This window comes from Paenibacillus sanguinis 2301083 = DSM 16941 (genome assembly GCF_000374825.1).
GTDB lineage: Bacteria > Bacillota > Bacilli > Paenibacillales > Paenibacillaceae > Fontibacillus > Fontibacillus sanguinis.
Window position 1 is genome coordinate 265,168 of sequence record NZ_KB895377.1, and the last position, 26,999, is coordinate 292,166.

At 49.4% G+C, this 26,999-nt stretch carries 31 protein-coding genes; 23 read left to right on the plus strand and 8 right to left on the minus strand.

The genetic code is table 11. The features are described from left to right. Positions 1-4 precede the first annotated feature (4 nt). Positions 5-1,783: a DEAD/DEAH box helicase gene (locus C557_RS0104655; RefSeq protein WP_018750667.1), complete on the minus strand. Its 1,779-nt coding sequence runs from the start codon at positions 1,781-1,783 to the stop codon at positions 5-7. Positions 1,784-2,343: 560 nt separating this feature from the next. On the opposite strand from C557_RS0104655, the gene C557_RS0104660 reads away from it, so the two are divergent. The 4 genes from C557_RS0104660 (at position 2,344) to C557_RS0104675 (ending at position 7,336) form a co-directional block, all read left to right on the plus strand. Then, entirely contained in the window at positions 2,344-5,091 is a 2,748-nt protein-coding gene (locus tag C557_RS0104660) for an adenosylcobalamin-dependent ribonucleoside-diphosphate reductase (protein ID WP_040676443.1), read from the plus strand. 68 nt (positions 5,092-5,159) lie between these two features. Further along, positions 5,160-5,645: a nitroreductase family protein gene (locus tag C557_RS0104665; protein ID WP_018750669.1), complete on the plus strand. Its 486-nt coding sequence runs from the start codon at positions 5,160-5,162 to the stop codon at positions 5,643-5,645. Between the two features lie 360 nt (positions 5,646-6,005). Then, complete coding sequence (locus C557_RS0104670; protein WP_018750670.1) at positions 6,006-7,040, plus strand: hypothetical protein; 1,035 nt, start codon at positions 6,006-6,008, stop codon at positions 7,038-7,040. Positions 7,041-7,078: 38 nt separating this feature from the next. Next, positions 7,079-7,336 (plus strand): helix-turn-helix domain-containing protein, encoded by a 258-nt coding sequence (locus C557_RS0104675; RefSeq protein ID WP_018750671.1) that lies wholly within the window; start codon positions 7,079-7,081, stop codon positions 7,334-7,336. Between the two features lie 196 nt (positions 7,337-7,532). On the opposite strand, the gene C557_RS0104680 is transcribed toward C557_RS0104675, so the two are convergent. The 6 genes from C557_RS0104680 to C557_RS0104710 all read right to left on the minus strand — a co-directional run bounded on the left by C557_RS0104680 (position 7,533) and on the right by C557_RS0104710 (position 12,667). Then, positions 7,533-8,234 carry an ABC transporter permease gene (locus C557_RS0104680; protein WP_018750672.1) on the minus strand — a complete coding sequence of 234 codons (702 nt, stop codon included), beginning with the start codon at positions 8,232-8,234 and terminating at the stop codon, positions 7,533-7,535. 12 nt (positions 8,235-8,246) lie between these two features. After that, positions 8,247-9,173, minus strand: coding sequence for a glycine betaine ABC transporter substrate-binding protein (locus C557_RS0104685; RefSeq protein ID WP_018750673.1), 927 nt, complete (start codon positions 9,171-9,173; stop codon positions 8,247-8,249). Positions 9,174-9,196: 23 nt separating this feature from the next. Next, positions 9,197-9,862, minus strand: a complete 666-nt coding sequence (locus C557_RS0104690; protein WP_018750674.1) for an ABC transporter permease — start codon at positions 9,860-9,862, stop codon at positions 9,197-9,199. A gap of 1 nt (position 9,863) precedes the next feature. After that, positions 9,864-11,027: a betaine/proline/choline family ABC transporter ATP-binding protein gene (locus C557_RS0104695; RefSeq protein WP_018750675.1), complete on the minus strand. Its 1,164-nt coding sequence runs from the start codon at positions 11,025-11,027 to the stop codon at positions 9,864-9,866. Between the two features lie 658 nt (positions 11,028-11,685). Next, positions 11,686-12,237 (minus strand): NAD(P)H-dependent oxidoreductase, encoded by a 552-nt coding sequence (locus C557_RS0104705; RefSeq protein WP_018750677.1) that lies wholly within the window; start codon positions 12,235-12,237, stop codon positions 11,686-11,688. Position 12,238: 1 nt separating this feature from the next. After that, positions 12,239-12,667, minus strand: a complete 429-nt coding sequence (locus tag C557_RS0104710) for a MerR family transcriptional regulator (RefSeq protein ID WP_018750678.1) — start codon at positions 12,665-12,667, stop codon at positions 12,239-12,241. A gap of 325 nt (positions 12,668-12,992) precedes the next feature. Here C557_RS0104710 and C557_RS22940 point away from each other — a divergent pair, with 325 nt between their 5' ends. Beyond that, a complete protein-coding gene (locus C557_RS22940) occupies positions 12,993-13,793 on the plus strand; it encodes a YcdB/YcdC domain-containing protein (protein ID WP_205621589.1) in 801 nt (266 codons plus the stop codon). 472 nt (positions 13,794-14,265) lie between these two features. Here the strand turns inward: C557_RS22940 and C557_RS24040 are convergent, their stop codons facing one another. Then, a complete protein-coding gene (locus C557_RS24040) occupies positions 14,266-14,676 on the minus strand; it encodes a helix-turn-helix domain-containing protein (protein WP_018750680.1) in 411 nt (136 codons plus the stop codon). A 363-nt stretch (positions 14,677-15,039) separates the two neighbouring features. On the opposite strand from C557_RS24040, the gene C557_RS0104725 reads away from it, so the two are divergent. The 18 genes from C557_RS0104725 to terL all read left to right on the plus strand — a co-directional run bounded on the left by C557_RS0104725 (position 15,040) and on the right by terL (position 26,999). Beyond that, positions 15,040-15,261: a helix-turn-helix domain-containing protein gene (locus C557_RS0104725; RefSeq protein WP_018750681.1), complete on the plus strand. Its 222-nt coding sequence runs from the start codon at positions 15,040-15,042 to the stop codon at positions 15,259-15,261. A 3-nt stretch (positions 15,262-15,264) separates the two neighbouring features. Further along, complete coding sequence (locus tag C557_RS0104730) at positions 15,265-15,603, plus strand: hypothetical protein (protein ID WP_018750682.1); 339 nt, start codon at positions 15,265-15,267, stop codon at positions 15,601-15,603. A gap of 126 nt (positions 15,604-15,729) precedes the next feature. Further along, a complete protein-coding gene (locus tag C557_RS0104735) occupies positions 15,730-17,673 on the plus strand; it encodes a Mu transposase C-terminal domain-containing protein (RefSeq protein ID WP_018750683.1) in 1,944 nt (647 codons plus the stop codon). Between the two features lie 15 nt (positions 17,674-17,688). Next, positions 17,689-18,660 carry an AAA family ATPase gene (locus tag C557_RS0104740; RefSeq protein ID WP_018750684.1) on the plus strand — a complete coding sequence of 324 codons (972 nt, stop codon included), beginning with the start codon at positions 17,689-17,691 and terminating at the stop codon, positions 18,658-18,660. Positions 18,661-18,671: 11 nt separating this feature from the next. Beyond that, on the plus strand, positions 18,672-19,031 hold the full coding sequence (locus C557_RS0104745; protein WP_018750685.1) for a hypothetical protein: 360 nt from the start codon (positions 18,672-18,674) through the stop codon (positions 19,029-19,031). Then, positions 19,019-19,531, plus strand: coding sequence for a host-nuclease inhibitor Gam family protein (locus tag C557_RS0104750; RefSeq protein ID WP_018750686.1), 513 nt, complete (start codon positions 19,019-19,021; stop codon positions 19,529-19,531). The genes C557_RS0104745 and C557_RS0104750 overlap by 13 nt, the downstream gene beginning before the upstream one ends. A gap of 10 nt (positions 19,532-19,541) precedes the next feature. Continuing rightward, the gene (locus C557_RS0104755; protein ID WP_018750687.1) at positions 19,542-19,946 is read left to right on the plus strand and encodes a phage protein GemA/Gp16 family protein; all 405 of its coding nucleotides are present in this window, start codon (positions 19,542-19,544) and stop codon (positions 19,944-19,946) included. Next, complete coding sequence (locus C557_RS22950; RefSeq protein WP_018750688.1) at positions 19,939-20,232, plus strand: hypothetical protein; 294 nt, start codon at positions 19,939-19,941, stop codon at positions 20,230-20,232. Before C557_RS0104755 ends, C557_RS22950 begins: the two co-directional genes overlap by 8 nt. Positions 20,233-20,441: 209 nt before the next feature. Further along, a complete protein-coding gene (locus C557_RS0104765; protein WP_018750689.1) occupies positions 20,442-21,296 on the plus strand; it encodes an ATP-binding protein in 855 nt (284 codons plus the stop codon). A gap of 35 nt (positions 21,297-21,331) precedes the next feature. Further along, positions 21,332-21,811 (plus strand): hypothetical protein, encoded by a 480-nt coding sequence (locus C557_RS0104770; RefSeq protein ID WP_018750690.1) that lies wholly within the window; start codon positions 21,332-21,334, stop codon positions 21,809-21,811. Next, positions 21,811-22,047, plus strand: coding sequence for a hypothetical protein (locus C557_RS0104775; protein WP_018750691.1), 237 nt, complete (start codon positions 21,811-21,813; stop codon positions 22,045-22,047). Before C557_RS0104770 ends, C557_RS0104775 begins: the two co-directional genes overlap by 1 nt. Positions 22,048-22,317: 270 nt before the next feature. After that, positions 22,318-23,205 (plus strand): DUF1906 domain-containing protein, encoded by an 888-nt coding sequence (locus C557_RS0104780; RefSeq protein ID WP_018750692.1) that lies wholly within the window; start codon positions 22,318-22,320, stop codon positions 23,203-23,205. A gap of 44 nt (positions 23,206-23,249) precedes the next feature. Continuing rightward, a complete protein-coding gene (locus C557_RS22955) occupies positions 23,250-23,603 on the plus strand; it encodes a Mor transcription activator family protein (RefSeq protein ID WP_018750693.1) in 354 nt (117 codons plus the stop codon). A gap of 75 nt (positions 23,604-23,678) precedes the next feature. Then, complete coding sequence (locus C557_RS0104790; protein WP_018750694.1) at positions 23,679-24,101, plus strand: hypothetical protein; 423 nt, start codon at positions 23,679-23,681, stop codon at positions 24,099-24,101. Beyond that, entirely contained in the window at positions 24,101-24,379 is a 279-nt protein-coding gene (locus C557_RS0104795; RefSeq protein WP_018750695.1) for a hypothetical protein, read from the plus strand. The genes C557_RS0104790 and C557_RS0104795 overlap by 1 nt, the downstream gene beginning before the upstream one ends. Beyond that, positions 24,366-24,689 (plus strand): hypothetical protein, encoded by a 324-nt coding sequence (locus tag C557_RS0104800; protein ID WP_018750696.1) that lies wholly within the window; start codon positions 24,366-24,368, stop codon positions 24,687-24,689. Before C557_RS0104795 ends, C557_RS0104800 begins: the two co-directional genes overlap by 14 nt. After that, complete coding sequence (locus C557_RS0104805; protein ID WP_018750697.1) at positions 24,689-25,240, plus strand: phage protein Gp27 family protein; 552 nt, start codon at positions 24,689-24,691, stop codon at positions 25,238-25,240. Before C557_RS0104800 ends, C557_RS0104805 begins: the two co-directional genes overlap by 1 nt. Then, positions 25,233-26,999: a phage terminase large subunit gene (terL, locus tag C557_RS0104810; protein ID WP_018750698.1), complete on the plus strand. Its 1,767-nt coding sequence runs from the start codon at positions 25,233-25,235 to the stop codon at positions 26,997-26,999. The genes C557_RS0104805 and terL overlap by 8 nt, the downstream gene beginning before the upstream one ends.

A 26,999-nucleotide genomic window follows, 5' to 3' on the forward strand; every position in this document is an offset into this window, starting at 1 on the left:
CTCTTCACCCTCCCAATAAATGCTGGAGTCCGCCATCAGGCTCGGTTCGATCCGCCTGGGCATCCAGCTCGGATTGAATATGATTAAATTCCTGGCCTAATGTTTTCACGCGGCTCGCTATTTCATCCTCACTGTCAGATTCCAGGATCATTTTGTAGATGCTTTTCTCCAAGGAGTGCTTCTTCTCAAATTGCTCCAAAATGACATCCAGATGGCCAATGACCTTCTCGAACATGTTGATTTTCTCATGCAGCAGATGGAGAATGTGCTCTTCAATTGTTCCTCGCGTGGACAGGTTGTAGATTTTGACGTCCTGTGTCTGTCCCAGCCTATGAACACGCCCAATCCGTTGCTCTACCCGCATCGGATTCCAGGGCAGATCGAAGTTGATCATCTGATGGCAGAATTGCAGATTAATGCCTTCGCCTCCGGCTTCGGTGGCAATCATCACTTGAGCCCGTCCGCGGAAAAGGTCCATCATCCAGTCCTTCTTGCCCCGATTCATGCCGCCTCGATAAGGCACAGCCGTCATGCCGCGGTCGCGGAAATATTTTAGCAAATATTCCTGAGTGGCTCGGTATTCGGTGAAGACAATCACCTTGTCGTCCATTTCCCTGACCAGCTCCATGGTCTTCTCGGCCTTGCTGTTGGCCTGGATTTGCCGAATCAGATCTACTAGCTCCCAAATCCGGTCACGGATGGGAGAGTCGGGAGCAAGCTTCTTCGAGAGGTTAACCAGGGTAACGAAAACGGCATCCCGGCTACTGCACACCTCCCGCTGTAGGGTGACAAGTGATAACATGCTGTTCAAATCGCCGCCTGCGGCATGGTATTGATCTTTGACGAAGGAGGTAACTCCGGCGTAGAGGTTCTTCTCCTCCTGGGATAGCTCCACATCGATATTGCGAACGATTCGCTTGGTGAATTCAAGCTGACCCTCGCCCCGACGGTTGCGGATCATCACCTTGGACAATTCGTCCTTCAATTGATCCTCATTCTTGGGAAGCCGCTTGTCGACGACGAAATTGGCCGAGAAATCGCTATGTCCACCTAGCTGTCCTGGCTTGAGCAGCGTAATCAGGTTGAATAGCTCGCTTAGATCGTTTTGCACCGGGGTAGCGGTCAGCAACAAACAATATTTCTTGCGCAATTGCAGCATGAGTTGGTAGTTGGTCGTTTTTTTATTTTTCAGCTTGTGCGCTTCATCGACGATCAGCATGTCGTATTCCTGATTCAGCAGAATGCTCTTATGCGGGTCGCGCTTGGCTGTATCCATGGATGCGACAACAACGTCATTTTGCCAGGAGTGCTCCTTCTTCTGCGCTACGGCAGGAATCCCAAACTTCTGGTTCAGCTCTCTGACCCATTGGAGTACCAGGGAGGCGGGAACAAGAATTAATATTTTGCGAACGAGACCACGTACGATATATTCCTTCAAAATCAACCCCGCTTCAATCGTCTTGCCCAGCCCCACTTCGTCAGCGAGGATGGCGCGTCCACGCATTTCAAACAGCACCTTGCGTGCCGTTTCGGTCTGATGCGGCAAAGGGGTCACTTCCTGCAAATGCTTCAGGCATTGCATCTCCTCAAAGCTAGTGACAAGTGAGGCCGTTTCTGCTTTAAGGGCAAGGTTAAACAGCTTCCAGTCGTCCCATGGGCCTCCCTTTTGCTGCCGAGTTGTCAGTTCGCTGAACCAGCTACGGTCAAACTCGGGAGTAAGTCGGATATTTGCGGTTTGCTCCGTCAAGGAGCTGCCCGTGGGGCTGGGGGGATGCGGATTCAAGATGGATAACCTCCCTTATGGTGCGTATTCACCTTAACTTTTTGAAATGAAACAAGATTCATAAGCGTGGTGACAATAAAAAGCCAGCCGTCGACAGGGCCGTATACTCGCTGTTTCCAGCTCCATATCAGTCTTCCGGCAACTTGTTCACCCCACCTTTATAGCTCGCAGGTTACTATGACCTGATTGCAGATGTAGGTGTAGTATGGACGAAAAAGAGGGGGTTCATAACTTGGTTATGAAATGCGTGCCGGGATTGAGTCTGGTCTGCATGTGTGAGAAGAGGCATGGGGAAGCTAAGGCATACCCACAAGTCAAATAATAAGAAAACGCGAGGAAACGGCTACCGGGGCACCTTGGGTTTACGTACAAGCCGGGAAATACGGTGTTTTCTACGGTGACAACGATATATAGTGTAGTATAATGATTGATAGATACAATATGTTGTGGTTTTTACATATAATAAGTTGATTGCCCTAGGGGATCAAGGCTATGTACAGGAAGGCATAAGTGAGAATGAAACAATGGAGAGAGGGTGTTTGTTGGTGAATCAGGTTCCTATGCCCAAACAACGCTTGGAAGGTCTAAGCGAGAAAATATTTCTGGACCGTTACGCGTGGAAAAATCCGGACCCCAGCCATGCCAAGGTAGGTGATGTGGTTCTTGTGCTGACGAAGGACGATCCGAAATTTCCAACCAAAGAGGTTGGGGAGATTGTCGCCCGCGAAGGACGTATGGCCACGGTTCGGACGCGCACTGGTGAACTGGTGGAGACGGATGTCGAGAAGCTAACCTTAAATATAGAGAAGACGCCGGAGGAAATGTGGAACCGCCTGGCCAAGGCGATGGCCTCTGTGGAGGAAACGCCAGAGCTTCAGCAGGAGTGGGAGGCCAAATTCCGGCACATTCTGGATGATTGGAAGCTGGTGCCGGGTGGCCGGATTGCTGCCGGAGCGGGAGCCAGCGACGAGCTTACCTTATTTAATTGTTATGTCATCCCGTCCCCTAAAGATAGCCGTGGCGGGATTATGAAGACCTTGTCGGAAATGACGGAGATTATGGCGCGCGGAGGCGGTGTTGGCATCAATCTCAGCTCCTTGCGACCGCGGCGAGCGGTGGTCAAGGGTGTGAACGGATCGTCTAGCGGCGCTGTATCCTGGGGAGGCCTGTTCAGCTATACGACGGGACTGATCGAGCAGGGGGGCAGCCGCCGGGGGGCGCTGATGCTGATGATTAACGATTGGCATCCGGATGTGCTGGATTTTATCACGGTTAAGCAAACGATGGGACAGGTGACCAATGCCAATTTGTCCGTCTGCGTGAGCAATGCGTTTATGAAGGCGGTGAAGGAGGATCTCGATTGGGAGCTGGTCTTTCCGGATACGACGGATGAAGACTATAATGAGGTCTGGGATGGCGATCTCGATAAGTGGAAGTCGGCGGGCCGCCGGGTGAACCACTATCGTACGGTCAAGGCTCGGGAAATTTGGCATACGATCATCGAATCCGCCTGGAAGTCGGCGGAGCCGGGCGTCGTATTTATGGAGTATTACAATCAGATGTCCAATAGCTGGTATTTCAACCCGATTATTTGCACGAATCCGTGCGGGGAGCAGGGGTTGCCAGGCTGGGGCGTCTGCAATCTGTCTGCGATAAATCTGTCGCGCTTCTATGATGACACGAACCATGATGTCGCTTGGGACGATTTGGCAACCACGACTCGTTATTCGGTGCGCTTCCTGGACAACGTGATTGATAAGACGCCATATCATTTTGAAGAAAACGAAAAAAATCAGAAGAAGGAACGGCGCATTGGTCTGGGGACAATGGGACTGGCCGAGCTGATGATCAAGCTGAACATCCGGTACGGCAGCCCGGAATCACTGGAATTTCTGGATAAGCTGTATGGCTTTATCGCGCGGGAGGCTTATCTGGCTTCCTCGGATATTGCAGCGGAAAAAGGCTCATTCCCGGCATTTGAGGCCGACCCTTATTTGCAGAGTGGATTTATGAAGGCAATAACAGAGGTATACCCCGAGGTTGGGGAGGCCATTCGCCAGCAGGGCATTCGTAACGTTACTATTATTACGCAAGCGCCCACTGGCAGCACGGGGACGATGGTTGGCACTTCAACAGGCATTGAACCGTACTTTGCCTTCAAATATTACCGTCAGAGCCGCCTAGGCTTTGACGAGCAATTTGTACCGATCGCTCAGGAGTGGATGAATGCCCATCCGGGAGAGGAGCTGCCGGACTATTTTGTGACGGCTATGAGTCTGTCGGCTGAGGATCATATCCGTGTGCAGGCAGCGATTCAGCGCTGGGTGGACAGCTCCATCTCCAAAACGGCGAATTGTCCAGCGGACTTTACTGTAGAAGAGACAAAACGGTTGTACGAGCTGGCCTTTGATTTGGGCTGTAAGGGTGTGACTATTTACCGGGATGGCAGCCGGGATGTACAGGTGTTGCAAACGGAGAAGAAGGAAATAAAGGCGACAGAGGAAGAGCATCCATCGGCCAATAAAGCAGGGGCAAATGAACAAGCTGAGCCGGATGCGCTGCTCCATGGAGACAGCCGGTCGGTGTCCGCCTCTGGACTCCATCCCGGTCATTCTGCTGTAAAGGCCAGCGATTCCATGCTATCCAGATCGTCCGGCAACCAGTACAAGCGGCGGCCGCAAGTGCTGCAGGGAGCCACGTATAAGCTGAATACCCCCTTCGGAATGGCTTATATCACGATCAATGATCTGAATGGCACGCCGGGGGAAATATTCCTTAATGTTGGCAAGGCCGGTTCGGATGTGTTCGCCATGGCTGAAGCGTTGGGCAGGGTTTGCTCCTTGTTCCTGCGATATGGCGATCATGGGGAGAAGGTGGAGCTGTTGATCAAGCATCTCAAAGGCATTGGCGGTACGGGAGCCATTGGCTTTGGAGCCAACCGCGTGGAATCGATTGCTGATGCCGTTGCCAAAGCGCTGGAGATGCATGTGGGTCATGATGGCCCTTATGACGGCCATGATCCGGCTCCGGTAGCGGCGACGTTGGCTTCTGGCGAAGCTTCGGCTGCTCATTCCACTGGTTTGCAGCCAGCGGCTTCAATGCACGCCCCTGACAGCTCTTCAAGCCGCGATAATGACATAAGTCGCGATCCTGCAGGGGCTTGGGCTGATCAGGAGGTGCGTCATTCACACAGCATTCATTCGGCTCCGGCGACTTCCCTTGATTTGTGTCCGTCCTGTGGCTCTGCTTCGCTAATCAATACGGAGGGCTGCAAGACCTGCAGCAATTGCGGGTATAGTCGTTGTTGATATTACGCGAGTCTAATCCGCTAACGCATGTTATGATAAGGGAGTAATGATAGAGAGGAGAGATCGCAATGTCGGTGCTTGATGCAATTACTGGACGTAGAAACATTAAGGCTTTTAAGCCTGATGCAATCCGTGAGAAGGATGTACGGGCTTGGCTGGCGGCGGCAAGTTACGCGCCGAACCACCGGATGACAGAGCCGTGGCGGGTGTTGTTCGTGGGACCTGAGACCAGAGGACGACTTAAGCATAAGACGGATTTTGGCGGTGCTCCCCTGGTCATAGCTATCTTCTCCAAGTCTGCCACAACGGCTTTGGAGCGCGATGAGAATGTAATGGCAACGGCTTGCTTTGTGCAGAACTTCATGCTGGCTGCCCATGAAGCTGGCGCAGGCACCTTCTGGTCTTCCTTGGGAGCAGCAGCCCATAATCGTGAAATCCTGGGGGCGTCGGAGTCTGAAGACGTGATTGGGCTGTTTGGCATTGGTTACCCGGCCGAAATTCCGGCTGTGAAGCCGAGAACTCCAATAGAGGATAAAATCACTAGCTTGCCTTAACAATGCTGGATAGTTGGAGATTTGAGATTGGTTAGGGTTGAAACGGTGGCTTGTAACGCTGGTCTTCTTCGTCGGAAAGCTTTGAACTAGAAGCTCTCCTTCTAAGAGCCGGGTTAGGGTCACCGTTTTTTGCTGTGCACGTTTTTTTGCTATGCAGGTTGACAAATATGGGGGAAAAAGCATATATAGTAAGTAGTAAGTGATAAGTAATAAGTAGCAATTTAGTAGTGATTCAGTAAAGGGTTCAGTAAAGGGTTCTATGGACGGGTGACCCGCCTTCATAAGATCGATACATATTTTATTTTCTTGCACCTTGGAAGGGTTGGCCACTCCATGACATGTAGATGGGGGAGATTGGTAATGGCAGAATTTGCGTTGGCCCAAAGCTTCTCAATGATTGCTCTAAATGCGCAGCGAAGCAGCCATAAGTCGGTAGTAAAGCAGGTAGCACTTCGCGTGTTGGCTGCGGCGGTGGTGCTGGAATGTTACCTGAACGGAAAATTGCGTGCTGCTGATCAAGGAGAAGGTGAACTTGAGCTTGAATTGAAGTCTCTCCCGGCTGGTCCAAAGATTAGCGAGCCGGGTGTGAGTGAGGCCGGAATAGAAGCCTATCAGAATGGTGTAATAAACTGGCTGCAAGGCAGCAAGCCGGGACGTCATGGACAATTATGCTGGTGGTTAAAGCGGGCTTCCTCCTTACCCCAACGAAAGCTCATGCGTTTGGAGCAGGTTATGACTCGCTCCCTTATGGATCTTGGAGCAATGGAGGAAATCCCCCATTTGCTGGGCTGTGATATGTACTTTGAGTCCTCAGGTGTGGCGGTTAAGGAGTACCGCAGCGAATTGTCTGAATATACGCGAATCGCGGAGGGCCTACGTGCGGAAGTATTGGAGAACGGCCCGGTGAGCGATGAAACGATTTGTCTGTTGTGGTTGCTGCGCGAAAGCGGCTGTCTGCCTGATCTATTCTCGGGGCAGGAACTGGCCCAGGTGGCGCTGAGAATCAATGAGCTGGATACATCAAGCCCCATCGCTCATACACTTTTCTGGATGAGAATTGGGCTGGGCTGGGGCATGATGGTGAAGCATTTTTTACGCTGGAAAAAAGCCTTTGTGCAAACGGCAGTCGGCAAGGGCATGTTGTTTTTGTTCCCATTGCTGGAGCGGTCGCAGGCGGTTTTTATTGAAACAGAGGCCTGGTTTGCAAATTCCCAAGATCGGCTGGGTGCGGTAAAGCAACGGCTGGAGACCCAAGGGCACGTATTTACAGTAGTACGTGAGGGAGAAATCCCCACAATTAAAATCGACAATCTGATGTACGAAGCAGTCCCGCATTTAGTAACGATGCGCGTGCCGATTCAAGGGGTGCGATTAATCCCTAAACGTCCACTTTGAACTACCTCTTTGAGGTAAGCTAAAGGAGATAGACACTTATGTCCAGACAACGTTCCATGGAAGCTATCGAAGCCTCGGAGTTCGTGACAATCGGCGAATTGGTAAGGTTGACTGCTACCCGCTACAGCACTTTGAAGTTCTACACGGAAGAGGGGATGTTACCCTTCGAGCAGGCCGGAGAGAACCTGACGCGGCGGTACCGTCGGGAAGCCAGCATCAAGCGCATTGCACTAATCAAGCAGCTTCGCAGTGACGGCCTGTCGATCCCGGAGGTCAAGCAGGCTTTGGGAATATAGGTGTAGAGCAGGTGAATTTAAGATGTGGTAAGAAGGTAGAGTTGAATAATTCAAAAGTGAGGAATGGGATTGTATGTATTCCTTATTGAAAGACATGCTGATAAAAAAGTGTCCAGACTCCTATTAGTTGTATAGCGAGGCAGACCGGAAGATTGTGATAACTTCTCCGGGTCTGTCTCGCCGTGTTCATCAAGCGCTACGTAAGCTCTGACGAATTCACGGATGAAGATGTTACATTTGAGGACTTGCGTCTAGCTAAATCTACCCTGCGCTGCAAAAGACCAAGCAGGATATCTGCACCAATGGCCAGAAAGGCAGCAGGAATGGCGCCTGCAAAAATCCGCAAGGAGTTGTTGCTGTTCAGCCCGGCATAGATTTCTCGCCCCAGGCCCCCTCCTCCTACTAGAGGAGCGATGGTTACCACGCCGATAGCGATGACAGCGGCAATCCGCAGACCTGACATGATATAAGTTAAAGACAAGGGGAAACGCACTTTAATGAGCAGTTGGAAGGGACTCATGCCAATTCCCCTCCCCGACTCAATGTAGCTCGCATCGACTTGTCTCAATCCAACGTAAGTATTGCGTGTGATCGGATTCAGGGAATACAGGAAGAGCCCCGCCATCACCGTGGTTGTTCCAAGCCCTAGCCATAACATCAGCATCACAAGCATAGCTAAGCTGGGAACCACCTGAAGGAGATTAGTAATCGACAAGATGATCTTCGCGGCCCATTTATTTTTGGAACAAAGAATGCCTAGAGGTACACCAACGATAAAGGCCAGCCCTAGGCCGATGACGACCATCGTGATGTGCTGGATAAAATATTCCCAGAGCAACCCCTGATTTCGAGATATATAGGACAAAAAGTCAGTAAATGTTAATTGTTCTTGCTCCATATTTACCCTCCTTTAGCTGTTTATAAGACCCTGCTCCTTCAAGTAAGCGATAGCGACCTCCCGCTCGCTTTTCTTCTCAATATCCACCTGATAATTCAGGGATATCATGGTATCTGCGTCCAGGTTGCCAATTAAAGGAGCTATAGCACGCTCGAGCTCCGGATATTTCCGCACAAGATCTGAACGCAATACCGGGCTTGCATCATAGGGAGGGAAAAATTGCTTGTCGTCCTGAAGAGTTTGCAATTCATAAGCCTTCAGCCGAGAGTCTGTAGAGTAGGCTAATACGATGTCTACCTGTTGATTGGCTACTGCACTATATACCAGACTGATCTCCATAGGAAAAACCTGTCCGAATGTAATACCATAGGCTTTAGAGAAAGCCGGATAGCCATCCGTGGTTCGCTCCAGCCATGTAGTATCTACGCCAAGCTTCATATGGTCCATATCCTTGATGACATCGGAAATTTGGGTATATCCTTCAGATTCAGCCAATTCTTTTCTGACTGTAAATGCATAGGTATTTTCAAACCCTAGAGGGTCCATCCAGGTAAACCCGAAATGGTCTTGAAATCCCTTTTGCGCTTCCTGTAAAACCATAGCGCGATCCTTCGATCCGCTGATGGGGAAATAATTGTTAAAGATTTCACCCGTGTACAAGGTGGCCATTTGAACATCATTTTTTTTCATCGAATTAATAACCAATGAACTTGAAGCCAGGTCCGGGATAATATCCACTTTTAGGTCAGTTTTGTCTTCAATCAGTGCTTTGTACATTTCAGCCATAATTTTAGTTTCGGTATAGGTTTGCGTTCCAATCGTCAGGTCGCTTTGTATACCGCATCCGGAGCCAAAAGCGGCCAGAACCATAATACCAATCAAGATCGAGACCCATTTCAACTTGTTCAGTTTCACCACGCCTTCCTTATTCCGTCCCATGGATTGTTTACCTAGATTATGCTTCATATCGCAGTGTCCCGGGGATGGTTCTGATGGTAGTGCTTGCTTAACCAGCGCTCCAGCAACCCTAGCAGACCGTCAACTGCAAAAGCCAGCACGACAGCGCCAATGCCGCCTATGAATATCATTTCAGGCTTATTGACACCAAGTCCTGATACGATCAGCTGACCTAATCCACCGGCGCCAATCAGGGCAGCGAGTGTAGCCCAACTAATGATATAGACGGTTGTAATACGTATGCCGGACATGATATAAGGAAGCGATAGCGGGAGCTGAACCTTCAAAATGGTTTGCGCGGTGCTGTACCCCATACCTCTTGCAGATTGAAGCACGGCTTTATCCACAGCATTAAAACCATCGTAAGTATTCCGGAGGATGGGCATTAGGGAATAAAGAAAAAGGGCAAGAATGGCGGGCTTCATGCCGATGCCAAGCAATGGAATCAGAATGGCCAGAAGAGCCAGGCTGGGGATTGTCTGAAATAGATTAGCTATAAAGAAAACAATACGATTGCTCCAGCCTGCCCGGTTGTATACGAGCAATATACCGATGGGTACAGCAATGATCGTTCCTAATAGTACGGATGAGGAGGAAAGGATCAGGTGTTCCTGTAAAGCCTTCAGAATGTCGGGGTAACGCTCCACAATGAAATTCCACAGTGCGTTCATATCACTCACCCTCTCCGACTGGCTCCGGGCGAACTATCGTGGGATACACTTCTGCCAGATGTTTGACAACACTGCCTCTTGTAATCAGTCCAAGAAAGCGGTTGTTGCTGTCGACTACAGGGAGATTGCTGAGCTGATAGCTATCCATGATCTCAATGGCCTGAGCAAGCGTACTGCCCGAAGCCACCGAGTAGCGCACAGGACGCATAACATCGGCTACCGTTTGGTTCTCCTCTCCATATTGATCGAGCACGCGATAAATGGACACTACCCCTTGAAGCTGCCGCTGGCGATCGACGATCAGGAGTGAATCAACCCGTTTCATTTCCATCATCTTGATGGCTTCAGCTAGGCCGCGGCTCGGAAATGCGGTCACCGGATTGGTAATCATCACTTCATCGACGAGCGGAATTTCATAGGTGCTTTCATTCTCATTTTTCAGACGCTTTGAACCGATGAAGTCACGTACAAAATCGTTGGCGGGATGGCGCAAAATGCTGTCCGGCTTGCCCGTTTGAATGATTTCTCCCTCCTTCATCAGCACGATCGTATCGGCAATTTTGATCGCCTCATCCATATCATGAGTAACAAAAATAATGGTTTTATTTAACTCCTGCTGCAATCGGATCAATTCATCCTGAAGCTGCTCACGACTGATGGGATCGAGGGCTGAGAAGGGCTCGTCCATCAGGATAATGTCCGGATCGGCCGCAAGTGCTCGCACGACCCCTACTCGTTGTTGTTGTCCTCCGCTCAGCTCGGAAGGATAACGCGTACCGTATATCGTGTGATCCAGTCCGACCAAGTCCAGCAGTTGGTTTACTTTTTGCTCGATTTTATCTTTATCCCATTTTTTCAGGCGTGGGACCACCGCTGCATTTTTGGAGATGTTCATATGGGGGAATAATCCAACGCTCTGAATGACATAACCGATATCTCTCCGCAGTGCCACCGGATTTAATTTTGAGATATCCTTGCCATCGATTCGTATTTTGCCTGAAGATGGCGTGTTTAGGGCATTGATCAGCTTCATCGTTGTAGATTTGCCACAGCCGCTTGGACCAATGAGGACGGTAATCTCTCCTTTTTTGAACTCAAGATTAATGTCCTTCAGCGCCTGAAATCCATTTTCATAAACTTTGTTCACATGTTCCAGAACTATCATTCAATCGCTCCTTTTCCAAGCAGAGTCCATATTATACGGGAACGTTAGGCATATCATCATCCATCGTAGAGATCAACAGTTACTTTGAGGGGGTGTAATGCAACAGGAACGGAAAGCGGAGACCTTGCTATGTAGGAATAAGACTCAAGTCAAGCAAGCTAGCATTAATAAAATCAAATTAGGATCAAGAGTATGCATTCTCATATACGGGTTCCCCAGTTAATCCCTGTAGGAAGCCAGACCAGCCCTGCCTGTAAGCTGCTGCTTCTCTAGGCCCCGGATGGATATGTGCATAATCGTAAGCAAGCAACAAACTCCTTTCCTTCGGAATCGTTCGTATCACCGCAATAATATGTTGTATACAATTAACCATTCTGCCTTAGAATGAAACACATTTTACGAAAGTAATCCAATATTACAGAAAAAAGAGAGAGTAACTTCTCGGGTATTCGTTATTGGGTGTGGTGTTTCTTTGGGGCGGGGTTTCCCCGCCCCAAAGAAACACGGGAAAAGGCTGCTTTTCTTGCTCCTCCCACACCGGATATCGCGCTTCAAACATCTCATTCAGTTTCTTCTTTACCTCTACATCACCGAAGCCGCGAATGACTCGTTCAGCAAAACGTTCATTGTAGTCTATCACATCGAGGTAGACAATTAACTAAATCTTCTCAACGTAATCAAGAAACTTAATTCTTTTTTCTTGAGTAATTTTCTTAATATTACCTTGATGAACCCATTTTACATTTTTTAATCCCATATCTTTAAATACACGTTTTTTTAAAGCCTTTATTGGGTTGCCTGCAAAATATTTTATATACCATCGAGGTGCTTCAGCGGTTGTTATAATTATTGTCTCTTTGATGTTTTTCAATTTACCAATTAAACGGCCTTTTTCTTCATCATAAGCGAATCCTTTTAGCATTACCTTATCAAGAAATCCTTTATATATTGAAGGAAGTCCGTACCACCAAATTGGTGTTATTATGATAAGCTTCTCCGTTTCTGATAAAATTTTCTGATATTTCCCTACAAGAGGATCTGAGAATTGCCCTCTAGAAAAGCCAGCAAGGTCATTTGATAGCATAGCTGGATTAAAATTATCCGTTACTAAATTTATTACAGTAGCATTTGTTTTCCTCTCGATTCTTTCCAAAATTGCATAATTAAAACTCTTTGGGTATGGATGACCTATTATAATTGTTGTCTTCATTTTAGTCCTCCTTGATTGTTTTTTTGAAAATTAGATCAATTTGCTTTTCAAGTGCAAGCTCATTTTCAGTTGTTGCCTTAGCTACAGCTAGAGGTTTCATCATATCTAGCAACTCTATAACATTCTTATAATTCTCAATTTTCATCAGTATTTCATTCTTTTTCATCGAAATTATTTGATTAGTTTCTCTGATACAGTCGTCTTCCAAAACTTTTTCGTTATTTAATGATAATAACTTTTTGATTTCTTTGATTGTAAATCCGGAATACTTCATGACTAAAATTAGCTTTAACTTCTTTTCATCATCTAAGCTGTATTCACGATAATTATTTTCTTTTCTATGAATATCTAAGAGTCCATTCTTTTCATAGTATCTAATTGTTGAGACGGATAGATTCAATTTGTTAGCAACTGCTTTTATCGTACTCATAAATATTGTTCACCTCCTATTTAGAAAATAACATTAAACCTTGGTTCAATGTCAACGCTAAAATGAACTATTGATATTTTTCCTTTAGATTCTATTTGTTTATTAAATGACAGAACTTATTTCATAAACTACGCCAACTTATCGCCCTTTCAAGTAGAGTAATTTCATGTTGTGCTTAAACTGCAACACTAGGGAATCATTCAGTAAAATAATGATAATATATATAATTTTTGGATGGTGAGTTATTGCGTTTTACGAAAGCCCAAAAAATAGATTAATATAATGATAGGTTGAGTTAGGAGCTATTACGCAGTTGAGGTGAGAAATGATGGCAATTGAACAGTTGGATATGAGTAGGTTATGGCAGTATTGGGAAGAAGAACTGGGATTAACCGGGCTATATCGTCAGGCATCGCTGATTCGCCAGGAGTTGTCGTCGACCTATGATACAGAATATAGTATTGAATTGGAATGGGTGCCGGAATCGGGACAGGACAAGGAGGAAGGGAATCCTCCCGGGTCTGCCATGGTAAAACTGGATGGACGGACTCGCGAGTTGCGTTCCTTCTACATCGTTCACAACAGGGAAGCGAGACCGCAGCAAGGAACGGCAGGCATAGACATAACGCCGCAGCAAGCTAAAGCCCGTGCTTTGCAATGGGTAGAGCGTTTTGCAGGGTTGACGGAGCAGGCAGGTAGTCTGGAGCTTGTCCAGATGAATGATAGGGATGAGGGGACAATGTTTGCGTTCAGACGGACGTGGAACGGCATCCCCTTCTATCCGCCGATGCCGATTCATGTCGAAGTGGCGCGAAATGGACAAGTGGTGGCCTATTCTGATTACAGCGACCATCTGCTACAGGACATTCCCGTATGCGATCCGCCGCAATCGCCGCCGTCCTCTGAACAAGCACGTGGAATTGCACGGGCGGCCTTTGAGCTTATCTATGTTCCGGATTCCAGCCAGTCTCCTGCCTGGTGCTATGGTGTTGGGGAGACCTTCCTGAATACAACGACCGGCGAAACGTTGACATACGAACGGCATGCTCCCTTTCTGGGCCAACCTCCGTTGAACAGGCGACTTTTTTGGATGAATGACTCAATGGCAGGACAAACGGAGCTGTAGTTTATCAAATATAGTGACAATTACAGAGAAACCAAAAAACGACCCGGGAAAACGCGAGAAAACCCGATTCTACAAGGGAATCCGTGGGATGAGTAGGACGGAAAAAATTCTCAATAAATTTGGCAAACGAATTTCGAGTTCGTGATTTTGAAAAAGCGCCGCCGTCTATCCTCAGAGTCGTTACAACTTCCGTTAGCAAATCGTTACTAGATCGTTAGAAGCTTGTTACTACAGGGTTTCTCGAACTCAGCACGATCGAAGAACGCAACCGCCCCTCGCCCTTGTCCATTGTACCATGATCAATTCTAATGCGAAAAATCAACGCGCTATTTATTTCAAATGCGAAAAGCCGCTTGATCCCTTGCTAACAAAGGGATGGCGGCTTTTCAATTGCGATTAAAATCAGAAAGCTAATGCGAAAAAGCGAAAAGCAAAAAAAATGATACGAAATCACGTCATGAAGGCCAAAAAATTAGCCCGCCTTTTCACTTGTTGCGGTCTCTTCTCCACTTCGATAAATCGATGACCCGGGGGCCTCATTATCTTCAAGCATCTCCTCAACATAACGTTCAACTTTCCCCTTTTGTCTTTCAGTTAGTAGTCTGAATATTTTAATCAAGGACTTTTCATCTGTAGAATAATCTGAAGTTTCATCGGTTCCTGTGCTTTGCAGAGGGGTTCTGTTTTTGCCTGTTAAGATCCAATCAATCGAAATATTATAGAAGTCAGACAACGAAATAAGCGCATCTGCTGATGGTTTGATTTTGTTGTTTTCGTAGCTACTCAAATTACCTTTGGATAGATTAGTGGACATCGCCAAATCATTTAAAGAAATATGTTGCTCTTCCCTCAAGCGTTTTAGTCGCTCCCCTATCGTTCCCATATTAAAACCCCTTTCGAAATAAAATGCATTTTTGAGTTTTAATATTAGATCAAAATCACTTGACCCGTTTTAATATTAAAACTATAATAGGTTTAGATACGAAATCACAGCATCAGTTTAACACAATTTGGATAAACCGCCTATCACAAGCAGCTAGATTTTCAAATTGTGGTCCGCTCTTTGAAAACTGAATAGCACGAAGAAAATTACCGGCTTATTGCCGGACACTCTCATGAAAGGTGGTGAGTGCAAAAAAAAGCCGCCACGGTGTGACGGCTAAATGAATCGAGTTTCTAACGGCACAACATGAAAGCAAGTAATGCCTCCATCTTAGGGTATGCAACATGAAAGGAGTGAGTGCCTGTGAGCAAAGTTTTAACGAAGCCTTCTTCCTTCGGGGTGGAGGTCAAAATGCGTCTTCTTGAGCTAAACATGACGCAACGGGAACTGGCTAACGATATCGGCGTGAATGAAAATTACTTGACCGATATTTTGCGTGGGCGCCGGTCCGGTACCAAGTACAAAACAATGATTCGCTTCCGGCTTGGCTTGGATCAAGATGACCAGCAGAAGGAGGTGATATAGCAGATGACAAAAGAACCGGTTGACGTTACGTCTGTTCAGACGGAGCGGGCCATGGGGATCGTGAAGGAGATTCTCGGAGGCGTAAATCTTCAATCCGAGTCCAATCAGCTAACCTTTTCCCAGGCTCAGAAATCCGCGCTAGAATCCTATGCAGCATTCCTGGAGGAACAGGAAAGAGTGCTGAAGGAACAGCTTAATCAAGTTGTCGTGGAACTGAGTGCGAAAATCGCAGCGGTTCAGAATATGCTTCATTCGGTCGGGTATGAGATTGGAAGAGAAGAAGGCATCCAAAGAAAATTGAAGTTGCGAGGGACATTCAATGAACAGCAAGAGAGAGCATAAACTGACGGCCGAATGTGAAACCGGGAGCCCTTATCCACAAAGCCGCTCCCGGAATCGTAACCGCATCATCTATACTCTCTATCTCAGTATAGACGATGCGAACTTGAAAATAAAGAAGGTGATTGCGTGAGCGTATGGCTGCCCATTAAAGATGTGGCCGAACTATATAATTTGACGGAAAGAGCCGTACAGATCCGGGCTCAAAAAGGTCAATTTCGCACCAGGGAAAAAACGAACCGCCTGAACCGGAAAATTTATCAGATCGACCTAACATCCCTTCCGGCGGACAAGCAGCGGGAATATCTCCGCAAACACTCCGAAGATGACCAAGTGGATCAGGCCAACATTGAGGATGAGAAAAAGCAGTACACACTCGGCGAGCTTCAGCAGATCTATGGCCAGGGGAAATTGGAAAAGTATTTGCTGGACGCCTTTCACCGTATCGACCTGATCGAGCAAGTCAAAGCGCTGCCGCACGGGTCTAAGGTTTCCGCCATTCAAACCTTGTGCGATGAGTATGGGGTCAGCCAACGGTCCTTGTACCGCTGGATGGATGACTACGAAAAGGGCGGGCTTTCGGCCTTGCTCCGGAAGCCGCACGAAACCCGGGGCAGATCCCGTAAGCTAAGCCGAGAAGAAGCCCACTTCATTCGCGGTTTCTATATGCAGCCTTTTCAACCAAAGGGCTCCATCGTATATGAGCAATACCTAAAGAAGTGCGGACAAGAAGGTTGGAAGCCGATCTCCCAGGCGACCATGTACCGCGAGATCGCCCGGATACCTAAACCGGAATTGTCGCTGGCACGGGACGGAAAGAAAGCTTTCGAAGCGAAGTATTTGCCGCAGGCGACGCGCGATCTTACGTTACTCAAGCCTAATGAAATGTGGGTCGGTGACGGTCACACGATCGCGATCCTCGTTCCTCACCGCAACTCGATCAAGCGTTTTACGTTGTCGGCTTGGATGGATATGAGGTCGAGGGCTTTCGTCGGCTGGTGTATCGGCCCCCACGGCAGCAGTCACATTGTCGGTTTGGCCATACGGCATGCAATCCTTCCGAAGGAGGACTCCCCGATATGGGGGCTGCCGGGCTATGTGTACATGGATAACGGGAAGGAATACAAGAACAAGCACCTGAACGGCGGCAAACGGACACCGCTTCACGATTTCACGTTGGAGCAGGAAGGGTTATTCAAATCTCTAGAGATCGGCACACGGTTCGCGCTTCCGTATAACGCCAAAGCCAAACCGATCGAACGGGCATTTCGAACTTTCAGTGATCGGATGAGCCGTTACGTGCTTGGCTTTTGCGGAGAGTCACCGGCTGAACGGCCTCACGATCTGAACGAGAAGGAGCTCTTTATATCGGGCCTAACCATCGATCAGGTCGCCACGCTGATCGAGGGGTACATGAAGAAGTACAACAACACTCCGCATGCCGGACTGAACGGCATGACTCCGCTGGAGGTTTATCAATCTGAGGAGCGCTATCGTCTGGACATGCCGCAGGAAGAAGAACTGGATCTCCTCATGATGAAGTCGGATAAAGCCGCCGTTTCCTCGGGCGGGGATATCAAGAAATTCGGCGTATTCTTCCACGACGACGCGCTGTACAATCTGCAAGGCGAATCGGTTACAGTTCGCTACGATCCGAACCGATTGGACGAGCTTTACGTTTACCACAATGGCAAGCTGCATTGTAAGGCACAAACCAAAGAAATGCTGTCCATGTTCGCGACCGAGGAACAACACAAGGAACTCCAGCGCAGAAAAGCGGCTGCTCGCAGATCCACACAAGAGGCCCTGGACAGTTACGGCGTAACTGCGGCTGAAGCCCGGAGAATGGTCCTGGAGGATTACACCGACGATGAAGAGATCCTCGATATCGTTTGTGGTAAGAACACCCGCAAAAAGCCGGCTGCCGCATCGAATGTGGTTCGCCTGAATCGGACAAGCAAAATGGCAAGCGACATGAAAAAGCTGGATGAAGAATCCGAAGGATCAACCTCTACCGAAGCCAGCAGTTTCTTCGGCAAGATCGGCGAGGCCTTCCTTCAAAACGTGAGATAACAAGGAGGAATTACAATGGCAATGGCTCTTCTTGATATGAATAAAACCAAACGAATCGACACACTTCAGCAGTTTTTGACCGACCGCATTGATCGTCAGGGCGTGAAACAGAAGGAAATCGCCGATGCAATCGGCAAGTCACACACATACATTTGGAATTTTCGCAAGACCGGCCAAGCCTCTGAGGAGGTTTTGACAGCGCTGGAAAAGTACATGTACGACACGATCGGCCCGCAACCGGCTGCCCTTGAAGTGGCCGCGACCAAACGAGCTGATTTCGTCAAAACCAAGGACGCCAGTAACATCTTGGGCCTGTGCGTCGCGACCGAAGCCATGAATGGTATCGGCGCGGTGCTGGGGAATGCGGGAACCGGCAAGACCCACGCCCTGAGGGAGTACGCATCCCGAAATGACAAAGCGGTCTTTATCCGGGCTAACGGGATGATGAGTCGGTCCGGTCTGCTGAAAGCCATCGCGAAAGCCGTGGGTGCTACCCCTGCCGGGCGCGGCGAGGAAATGCTTGAGGACATCATCGAGACGCTGCGGGAAGCCCCGCGCGTCCTGATCATCGACGAGATCGAGCAGCTGATGCCAGCTAAGAACATAACCAAGATCGAGATCCTTCGGACCATTCACGACGAAACCAAGGACTACGGCAACAGCCTGATCATGGCCGGTCCGGTGTGGGTTGAACAGAAACTCAAGAAGCGGACCATCGGGGAGAACTACGGGCAGATTGATAGCCGTATCGATTACCTCTATAAGACGGAAGGCCTCTCACGCGACGAGATCCTCACCATCCTCCAGGACTACGACATGAACGATGCGGCGAAATCGCAAATCGTCGGCCTGATTACCCGCACATCCAAGGGCGGCATTCGCTGGCTGTCCAAGCTGCTCCAGAAATGCCTGGACGATGCCAGCGTCGGCAGCGGCTTGATCACCGCCGAAACGGTGAAGAACGCCACGGCCATGATGATGCTGTAGGGGGTGCGGCCATGACTGCCTTCACCAATCCAACCGAACCTATTTCTCGTCTCTTCGCACTTTTAGGTCATGTTGTGCTGCCGGTCGCCATAAGACCGGTGGCGATTATATCCGGGCTTACGGATCGCGAGGTTGGGATCGTTCTTTGCGGATCTCCGGACTATGCGGTCATCGATGGTCAGATTTTCATCAGAGATCCTTTTCAGCAGAATATGGAGGAAATGGAACGCCATCTTTGGGAAGTGATTACCGTGTTTGACGCCGATCAGCTGTACCGCGAGGAGCATTGCGCTTTTAGTTGTGCAGCCGGTCAGCATATCCATACATTCATTGAAATTGAACACGAGGAGGAATTAGCATGGCAAGAGTAAAACTGCCGGACGCTCCGGCACTCAAAAGCTGGGACGACGTGGACCTGACGCTGAAGGAAATCGGCGAGTGTCAGCTCGCCGTCGAGCGCATCGAGGCGGACATGAACACGAAGATCTCAGACCTCAAGCTCGCCGCCGAAATGGAGGCGAAGCCGCACAAGGAAAGTATCAAGCTGCTGGAGCTCCAGATGAAGGAGTTCGTCGAGGCGAACCGCGACGACCTGGGAAATCGGAAGACAAAGGAGATTAACTTCGGCCGGACCGGCTATCGGAAGAGTACGAAGATTGCGCTTCCTCGCGCTGCTGCCAAGCTGGCGGAAGTGATCCGCAAGATCAAGGAGTTCGGCATGACGGACTGTATCGTCCAGCCACCGGAGAAGATCGATAAGGACAACCTGAAGAAGTACCCGGAAAATGAAATCCTGAAGGTCGGCGCGACGCTCACGGTCGAGGATACATTTTGGTATGAGGTAGACCGCGAGAAGCTGGCCGATCTGTGAGGTGCCCGCCATGGAGAAGATCACCTATCCGCAAATCAAGAAGATCTACGGCCTCGCAAAGCAAGCCAAATTGAATGACGACGAACTGCATGACCTGGTCCAAGTTGTGACCAGGTCTACTAGCATTAAGGCCCTGAGCAAGAATCAAGCTATAAAAGTCATTGACCGCTTAACCTCGCTTCTCAAGGGTTATCCGCCAACTCGTGCGACGCCGAATCAAATCTGGCAAATCAACAAACTGGCGGAAGAACTCGGCTGGAAAAGCGATCCGCGCAGGCTTCGGCATTTCTTGGAGAACCGGCTTCATGTCAGTCACCCGAGCTACCTCTCGCCGGAAGCTGCCAGTAAAACGATCGAGGCGCTGAAGAACATGAAACGCCGAGCTCGCGAGAAAGGATCATCGGTCAATGGCTAACCCTGTCATGCTTACGCCATCGGACAGCCAGGAGCTGAGGGGTATTCTTCGTCGCTTCAGTCGGTCCGATCTGATTAAGACGGCCCGGGATTATGTTGGTTACGCAGCTCACGCCGGGGAGCCCTGCTCCTTACCCCTTGATGAAATAGAAGGTAAGACTGACGAGCAGCTGCGGCAGTTCATCTTTGAAAGAGATTGGCCAGGATGCCGCTGGTCTACGAAAGGAGTTCGTGCTGATGGCAAACTTGCTGGATCGGTACACACCGGCGCAAAAGGCAGTCATTGAAGCATATTGGGAAACGGTACGCTTCACCCGTCGCTCAGGGAAAATCTCCGAGAACATAAAGCAACGCGAATATGAATACTGGGACAAGTTCGATTCCGACGTCGTGATCCAGTCCCTCTCAACGCATATTGAAAAATATCCGACCCACCGGGAGGATTACACCCGGGGCATCATGCGGAACAAGCGGAACCAAAAAGGAGGCGCAGCACATGGAAGCGATCGACCAGTACCTCCCCGGCCTGCTGCAAAGGGTCGAGGCGCTGCGAGCCCAGGGCGCGACACAGACGCCCAAGAAGCCTTCCGTCGAAGACTCTCCGGTCTTTGATTGCCCGCTATGTCAAGACGAAGGCATCGTCTTCTATCCGGAACAGAACCTCGCTGTAGAATGCAAATGCCAGGAGCGAAAGCGGGTCCAGCGGATGCTGAAGTCCAGCAATATCAGCGAGGAATTTGTCCAAAAGACATTCGACACATTCGATGTTCAAAGCGTGGATCGCCGGGTGGCCGAAGTGTACAAGCTGGTCAAGGAGTATTCCGATACGTTGGCCGCTCGCGTAAAGAAAGGCCAGGGGCTGCAAGGGGTTCCTTGGCTTGGCATCCTGGGGAAGTCGGGATCTGGCAAGACGCATCTTTCAACGGCTGCCGTCGTCCCGCTCGTCGAGCTTGGCGTTCAGCCGGTTTTCTTTAATTGGGTTTCCGGGTTCACGGAGTGGATGGCCTATTACAACATCCCTGATGAGGCTTACAAAGTGGACGAGATCCGAAAGCGGCTTTATAACTGCGAGATCCTGATCGTGGATGACGTTTGTAAAGAAAGTCAAAAAGACACCTGGGTCAAGGAATTTTACGGCATTGTTGATTTCCGTTATCGTAAGGGGCTGCCGATCATTTACACCAGCGAATACTTCGAGGATCTGATCGGCTTCCTCTCGGAGGCTACCGCCGGTCGACTGTTCGAAAAGTCTCGGAGCGCCAAGACAGAAAAAAAGTATATCGGCCAAATGTTCCTGGGCTCGGATGAAGATCCGCTGCTGCTGAATTTTCGATTCAAAGATTTAGTTTGATTCTCAAAATTTTTGGCAAAGGAGGACTCAAGGAAATGACATTCAATGATGAGGAAGAGCTTTCCCTCTTAAACCCTAAGAAGTTTCAATGGATCGATCAGCTTGGATGCATCAATGCCCTAGCTTTGGAATGCGCAAATAACAGTAATAAATTCGATTTAGCCATGCGGGCTATTTATCTCCGTAAATACGCAGTCAATGTTTCTAAGATGACAGTAAAGCAAAAGGCCGCCCTTAAGCGTGAAGTCACGAAAAAGGTCAAAGAAATTCTGATCATTCGAGAATCGGCGGATATCGGAGATATCGTCCTTGTGGATAAGCTGGTTCCTAACCCGCTATTAGGCGGTTACAAGCGGGACGGATCAAAGCCGGTTGAAGCTGTAGTCATTTCTAAAAAGCGACGATCGTCTTCATTCCACTATCAAGTGAAGCGGCTTGCCGACCAGGCCTACCAAGAAGGAAACGGCCATATGATCAAAGGAATTATTCGTAGGGCTTCAGAGAGTGCATCCTAATGGCCAAAACAAAACCTAGTGCTGAGCCGATACCATTTGCAACTCCTCCCGATCCTAATCGATCATTCGTATTGTTTCCTAGCAGGTTGCTGACCGCCGGATCGGCAGCCGTTAGCCTGGAAAGTCTGCTTAAGCAAGTACACAAGCAACCGGTAGATCGACAAATCGCTGAGATCGCCTATGATCCGGCGGAACTAAAGCTGGAAATTCACTATAGTAAGATTACGAAGGAGTGAATGAAGTGTGGGATGAATACGCACGATGCAATCATTGTAATGAAATCGTTGGGAAAATGACTTTTTCGATCCCTCTCCTCATGCCGGTATGCCCTAAGTGCGGCGAACAAAATTCGGTTGATTCTGTAACGGCAAGACGAGTATACAAAGGGAAATGGTACAATCCCGCAACATGGATGATTTGGGGTTGGGAAGTTAAAGAGTAATGCACATTCAGAAAAAAGTCGTTTTAGCAAAAATACACATCCATCCAGAAGGAGGAAGAAAACAATGAAAAAAGGAATTGATTGCGCCGCCCCGATCACGGCGGCGAATGCCAAAAAAATCGCGACAGCTGGATACACATTTGCCGCTCGGTATTTAGTGCCGCAGCGCCTGGGATGGAAACGCCTGAACCGTGCTGAAGCTGAGGCCATTACTGCCGCTGGAATGAAAGTGATTTCTGTCTTCGAGACTTCGGCTTCGCGTCCGGCTGGAGGATCGGCGGCGGGCCAGGTAGATGGAGCCGAAGCCTTCAAGGAGGCGAAGCTGATCAAGCAGCCGGTCGGTAGCGTCATCTACTTTGCCGTGGATTATGACGCCCAGGCCAAGGATTTCGATAAAATCGAAGCATATCTGAAGGCAGCTGCTTCCCAAATTCCCGGATATAAAGTTGGTGTCTATGGATCGTACCGGGTCATCGAAGAGATGTCGAAGCGGAAAGCAGCATCGGCCTTTTGGCAAACTTACGCCTGGTCGGGTGGTAAAAAGAGTTCGAAGGCTAATGTCTATCAGTACAAAAACGGTCAGTCTCTTACGGGCATGACCGTCGATTTCAATGAATCTTACGGCGGTGAAGGCTGGTGGGATACTTCCGAAGCGGACAAGCCTGTTACGCCTCCAGCGATCAAACACAAGGTGCAGCCCGGCGACGCCGAAAAGATCATCCGTTTTCTCTCTGCTGCCTGGTTCGTTCTTCAAAAGAACATGGCGGACGAGTTCAACCGCCTGGCGGACGAGCTGCGTCGGGGAACGGACATTCAGCCCGGTGACGCCGAAAAGATCATCCGCTTCCTCTCTGCCGGTTGGTACATCGTTCAGGAATATAAAGAGGCCCGGGACGAGTTTAATCGCCTCGCAGATCAAGTCCGTTTGGCTTCGGGGTTGAAAGCCGGGTGATTGCCAAATAAAATGACCCTGCTATAATGGGAGGTGATATTCCCGTGGAAGACTGGCTCAATGAATTGACTGCCGACATGATCCCGGAACCCTACTGTTCATACGCCAAGGCGATTGGCATTGATAATTTGATAAGGCTTGTGAAGATGACCGGCGGTGATGAGATCTACCTCCCGACGCTCGATTTCTTCAAACGCCCTATTCGGGACAAGCGAATCCGTGAGGAATACACGGGATACAACGAGAAGCACTTAGCACGGAAGTATGAGCTCAGTGAACGACGTATTCGGGAGATCGTCGAAGGCGAAAAACCGCCCGCTATCATTGATGATAATCAGTTTTCCCTAATTGTGGAAAACGGGGCATTTACGTGGGGAACCCCTTCTAAAAACGAATAGCGCTGCAAGTTACGATACCAGTATAGGACATTGCCTATACTGGTTTTTTTATTCTCAAAAAGAAGGAGGATCACGATGCAAAACTCCATCCAAGACATACTGACAAACCTCGCGCTCGGCGTGCTGACTTTGCTCTGTGCAGCCGTCATGTACTACATCAAGAAGGCCGTCGCCAAGCTGCGGCTTGAGGCGCAGAAAATTGACAATGATGAGCAGCGTTCTCTTGTCCTGACGGCCCTCACTCGACTCGACGATGTGGCGACCAAGACGGTCAAATCGACCGAACAAACGGCGGCCAAAGCGATTCGGGAAGGCATCAAAAGCGGAACAAATTCTAGGGAGGAATTGCTCGCACTGGGGAAACAGGCTTTCGATGAAGTGCTCAAGATGTTGGAGCCGGAATATCTCGCCGTCCTGACGACAACCCTCGGCGACGTAGACGCTTATATCCAGCACACGATCGAGTCCAAGGTCCTGGAGCTGAAGGAGGCGGCCTAGTGGATTACTCCTGGATCATTCAGTCGGCCACGATGCTCGGCATCGGAGTTATCGGCTTTTTTCTAAAGTCAACGCTCGCCGAAGTAAAATCTCAAAACAAGAAGACTGAAGAACGTGTGGATGCGCTTGAGGAAAAGCTCGAAAATCTCAAGTCGGATCTTCCCTTTATCTACACCACCCGGGAGGACTTCATCCGCACGATGAACAACGTGGACAACAAGTTGGAGAAGATCCACGACGTGCTCCTGAAAGGAGGCAACCAACATGGCACTGGATGAACAAGAATATCGCGGAGCACAGCACAACAAGGCGGTTCGCGGCTACATTCTGCGGTCGTTGGTCAAGGGCTATAACAATTCCCTACTTTGTCGGCAGCTCGTTAACGTCATGGTCAATGATGGCGTAATCGTGAGTCCGGACATTTCCAAACACTTGGATTACCTCATAGGCAAAGAATACATCGAGTTTACGGATGCCAGGATCAACTCTTATACGGCATACGCCAATGATGCTGTTATCCGGCTGACCGTCAAAGGAATCGACCTCCTGGAGGGCTCCACGCCGAATGACCCGGGAGTGACGCTCTAATGGCAAAGCGCAGAACACGGTGTCTTATTGACGATCTACCGCTACACATCAAGGATCAGGTCGATTCCATGCTGGCCGATACTCGAATCACGTATTGGGAAATCGTTGAGTACCTGGACAATCAAGGTTATGCGATCAGTAAATCGGCAGTCGGTCGCTATGCCCTGCGATTGGATAAATCGACCCAGCGGTTATTGGAAGCTCAAGAACAGACCCGAGCTCTGGTTGAACTGATTAAGAAAAACCCGGATGCCGACTATACCGAGGGCGCTATGCAGATCATGGCCGGTGAGCTGACGCGCAAGATGGCGCAAGCTCAAGAGGAATGGGACGAAATGGATCTGGATAAGGCCGGACGGCTGATGGTCGCCTTGTCCCGTAGCAAGGTTTACAAGGACAAGGTCCGCCAGGACATGCAGAAGAAAATCGACCTGGCATTCTCCGGAATGGAATCCGACATCATGGCGGCGATCAAGTCGGACGCTGCTCTGGCCGCCCAACTGAAAGAGGTTCTGCAAAAAGCCAAGGAAAAGATGATGGCCGATGATTAAGCTGGACGATTATATCCGCCAACTGGAGGAGGACGACGAGGCCAAGGAGCAGATCCAGAACCTCGCCTATCAGCGGGATCTCTTCGAGCGTTACGTTTGTAGGAATGAAGAACACGCTGAGTACCGCCAATCACTCTGGCAGGCGTACCAGGCAGGCGATGAGTTGACCGGACCGAACGGGCTACGGAAAAAGCTTGGCGCGATCGATCTAGAATACTTTGGCCGGGCATACCTACCCCATTACTTTGTACGGGAGTCGCCCAAGTTTCACGGCGAGTTGGACCGAATTTGGACGCAAGGCGTCATGAAGGGCTTGAACCCGATCACCGACAAGAAGAAGATCTCCCGGGCCAAGGGCTGCCATCGGGGAACTGCTGCTCCCCGGGGTCATGCAAAATCGACAAACTTCACGTTCAAAGATACCCTTCACGCCGTGGTTTATGAGTACAAGCATTACCCGATTATCTTGTCGGACAGCAGCGACCAGGCCGAAGGCTTCCTCACCGACATCAAGACCGAGCTGGAAGACAATGCCGCAGTCATTGAAGACTTCGGCAGCCTAAAGGGGAAGGTCTGGAAAGGTAGCGTGCTGCTGACGTCTACGGACATCAAGGTCGAAGCGATCGGCAGCGGCAAGAAGATTCGCGGCCGCCGACATCGGAACTGGCGTCCGGATCTCCTCGTCCTGGACGATGTTGAAAACGACGAGAATGTCAACACGCCGGAGCAGCGAAAGAAGCTGGAGAGCTGGTTTTACAAAGCGGTTTCGAAGGCCGGGGACACCTATACAGATATCGTGTATATCGGTACGATTCTGCACTACGATTCCCTGCTATCCAAGGTGCTGAAGAACCCATCTTATCAATGCGTTACTTATCGCGGGGTTATCAGCTTCTCAACCGAGGAAAGCCTGTGGGAAGTATGGGAAGTTATCTATAACGATCTGGACAATCCGGCTCGCGAGGGAGACGCTCTTGCGTACTTTGAGGAAAACCGGGAAGCCATGCTGGAAGGAACAGAAGTCCTTTGGGAGGAGAAGCTCTCCTATTACGACCTGATGATCATCAAGCTTTCCGAGGGCGACGCATCCTTTAACTCGGAAATCCAAAATGATCCGATCGATCCGGACAGTTGTACCTTCAACGAGGAATGGTTCGACTTTTACGATGACGATCCTTCCATTGACTTTTCGGCACCGAAATTCATTCTTGTTGCGGCAAACGACCCGTCGCTCGGGAAGAACAAGAAATCGGATACCAGCTCGATTATCGTCATCGCCAAGGACACCGTCACCGGCTACATGTATGTGGCCGAAGCGTCGATTGAAAAGCGCCATCCAGACGTCATTATAGACGACGCCATCGAAATGTCGAAACGGGCCAAACGGGAACTGAAAAAGCCATTCTACCGGTTCGGCGTGGAGACGGTGCAATTCCAACACTACTTCAAGGATGTCCTGGCGAAGAAGTCGGCGGAAGCTGGCGAGTACCTCCCGATCGAGGAGATCCAAAGCCGCGAGAACAAATTCATGCGGATTGAAAGCTTGCAACCGCTCGTCAAGAACCGATACCTGAAGTTTTCCCGTAAACACAAAACGCTGCTTCAGCAGCTCAAGGAGTTTCCAATGGGCCGGAACGACGATGGCCCGGACGGTTTGGAAATGGCCGTTCGCCTGGCACTCAGCATCAAGACGACCAACAAAGTAGATTACAAATCAGTCATCAGCCGGGCGCTGAAATTTCGGCGCGGCGGATATTAA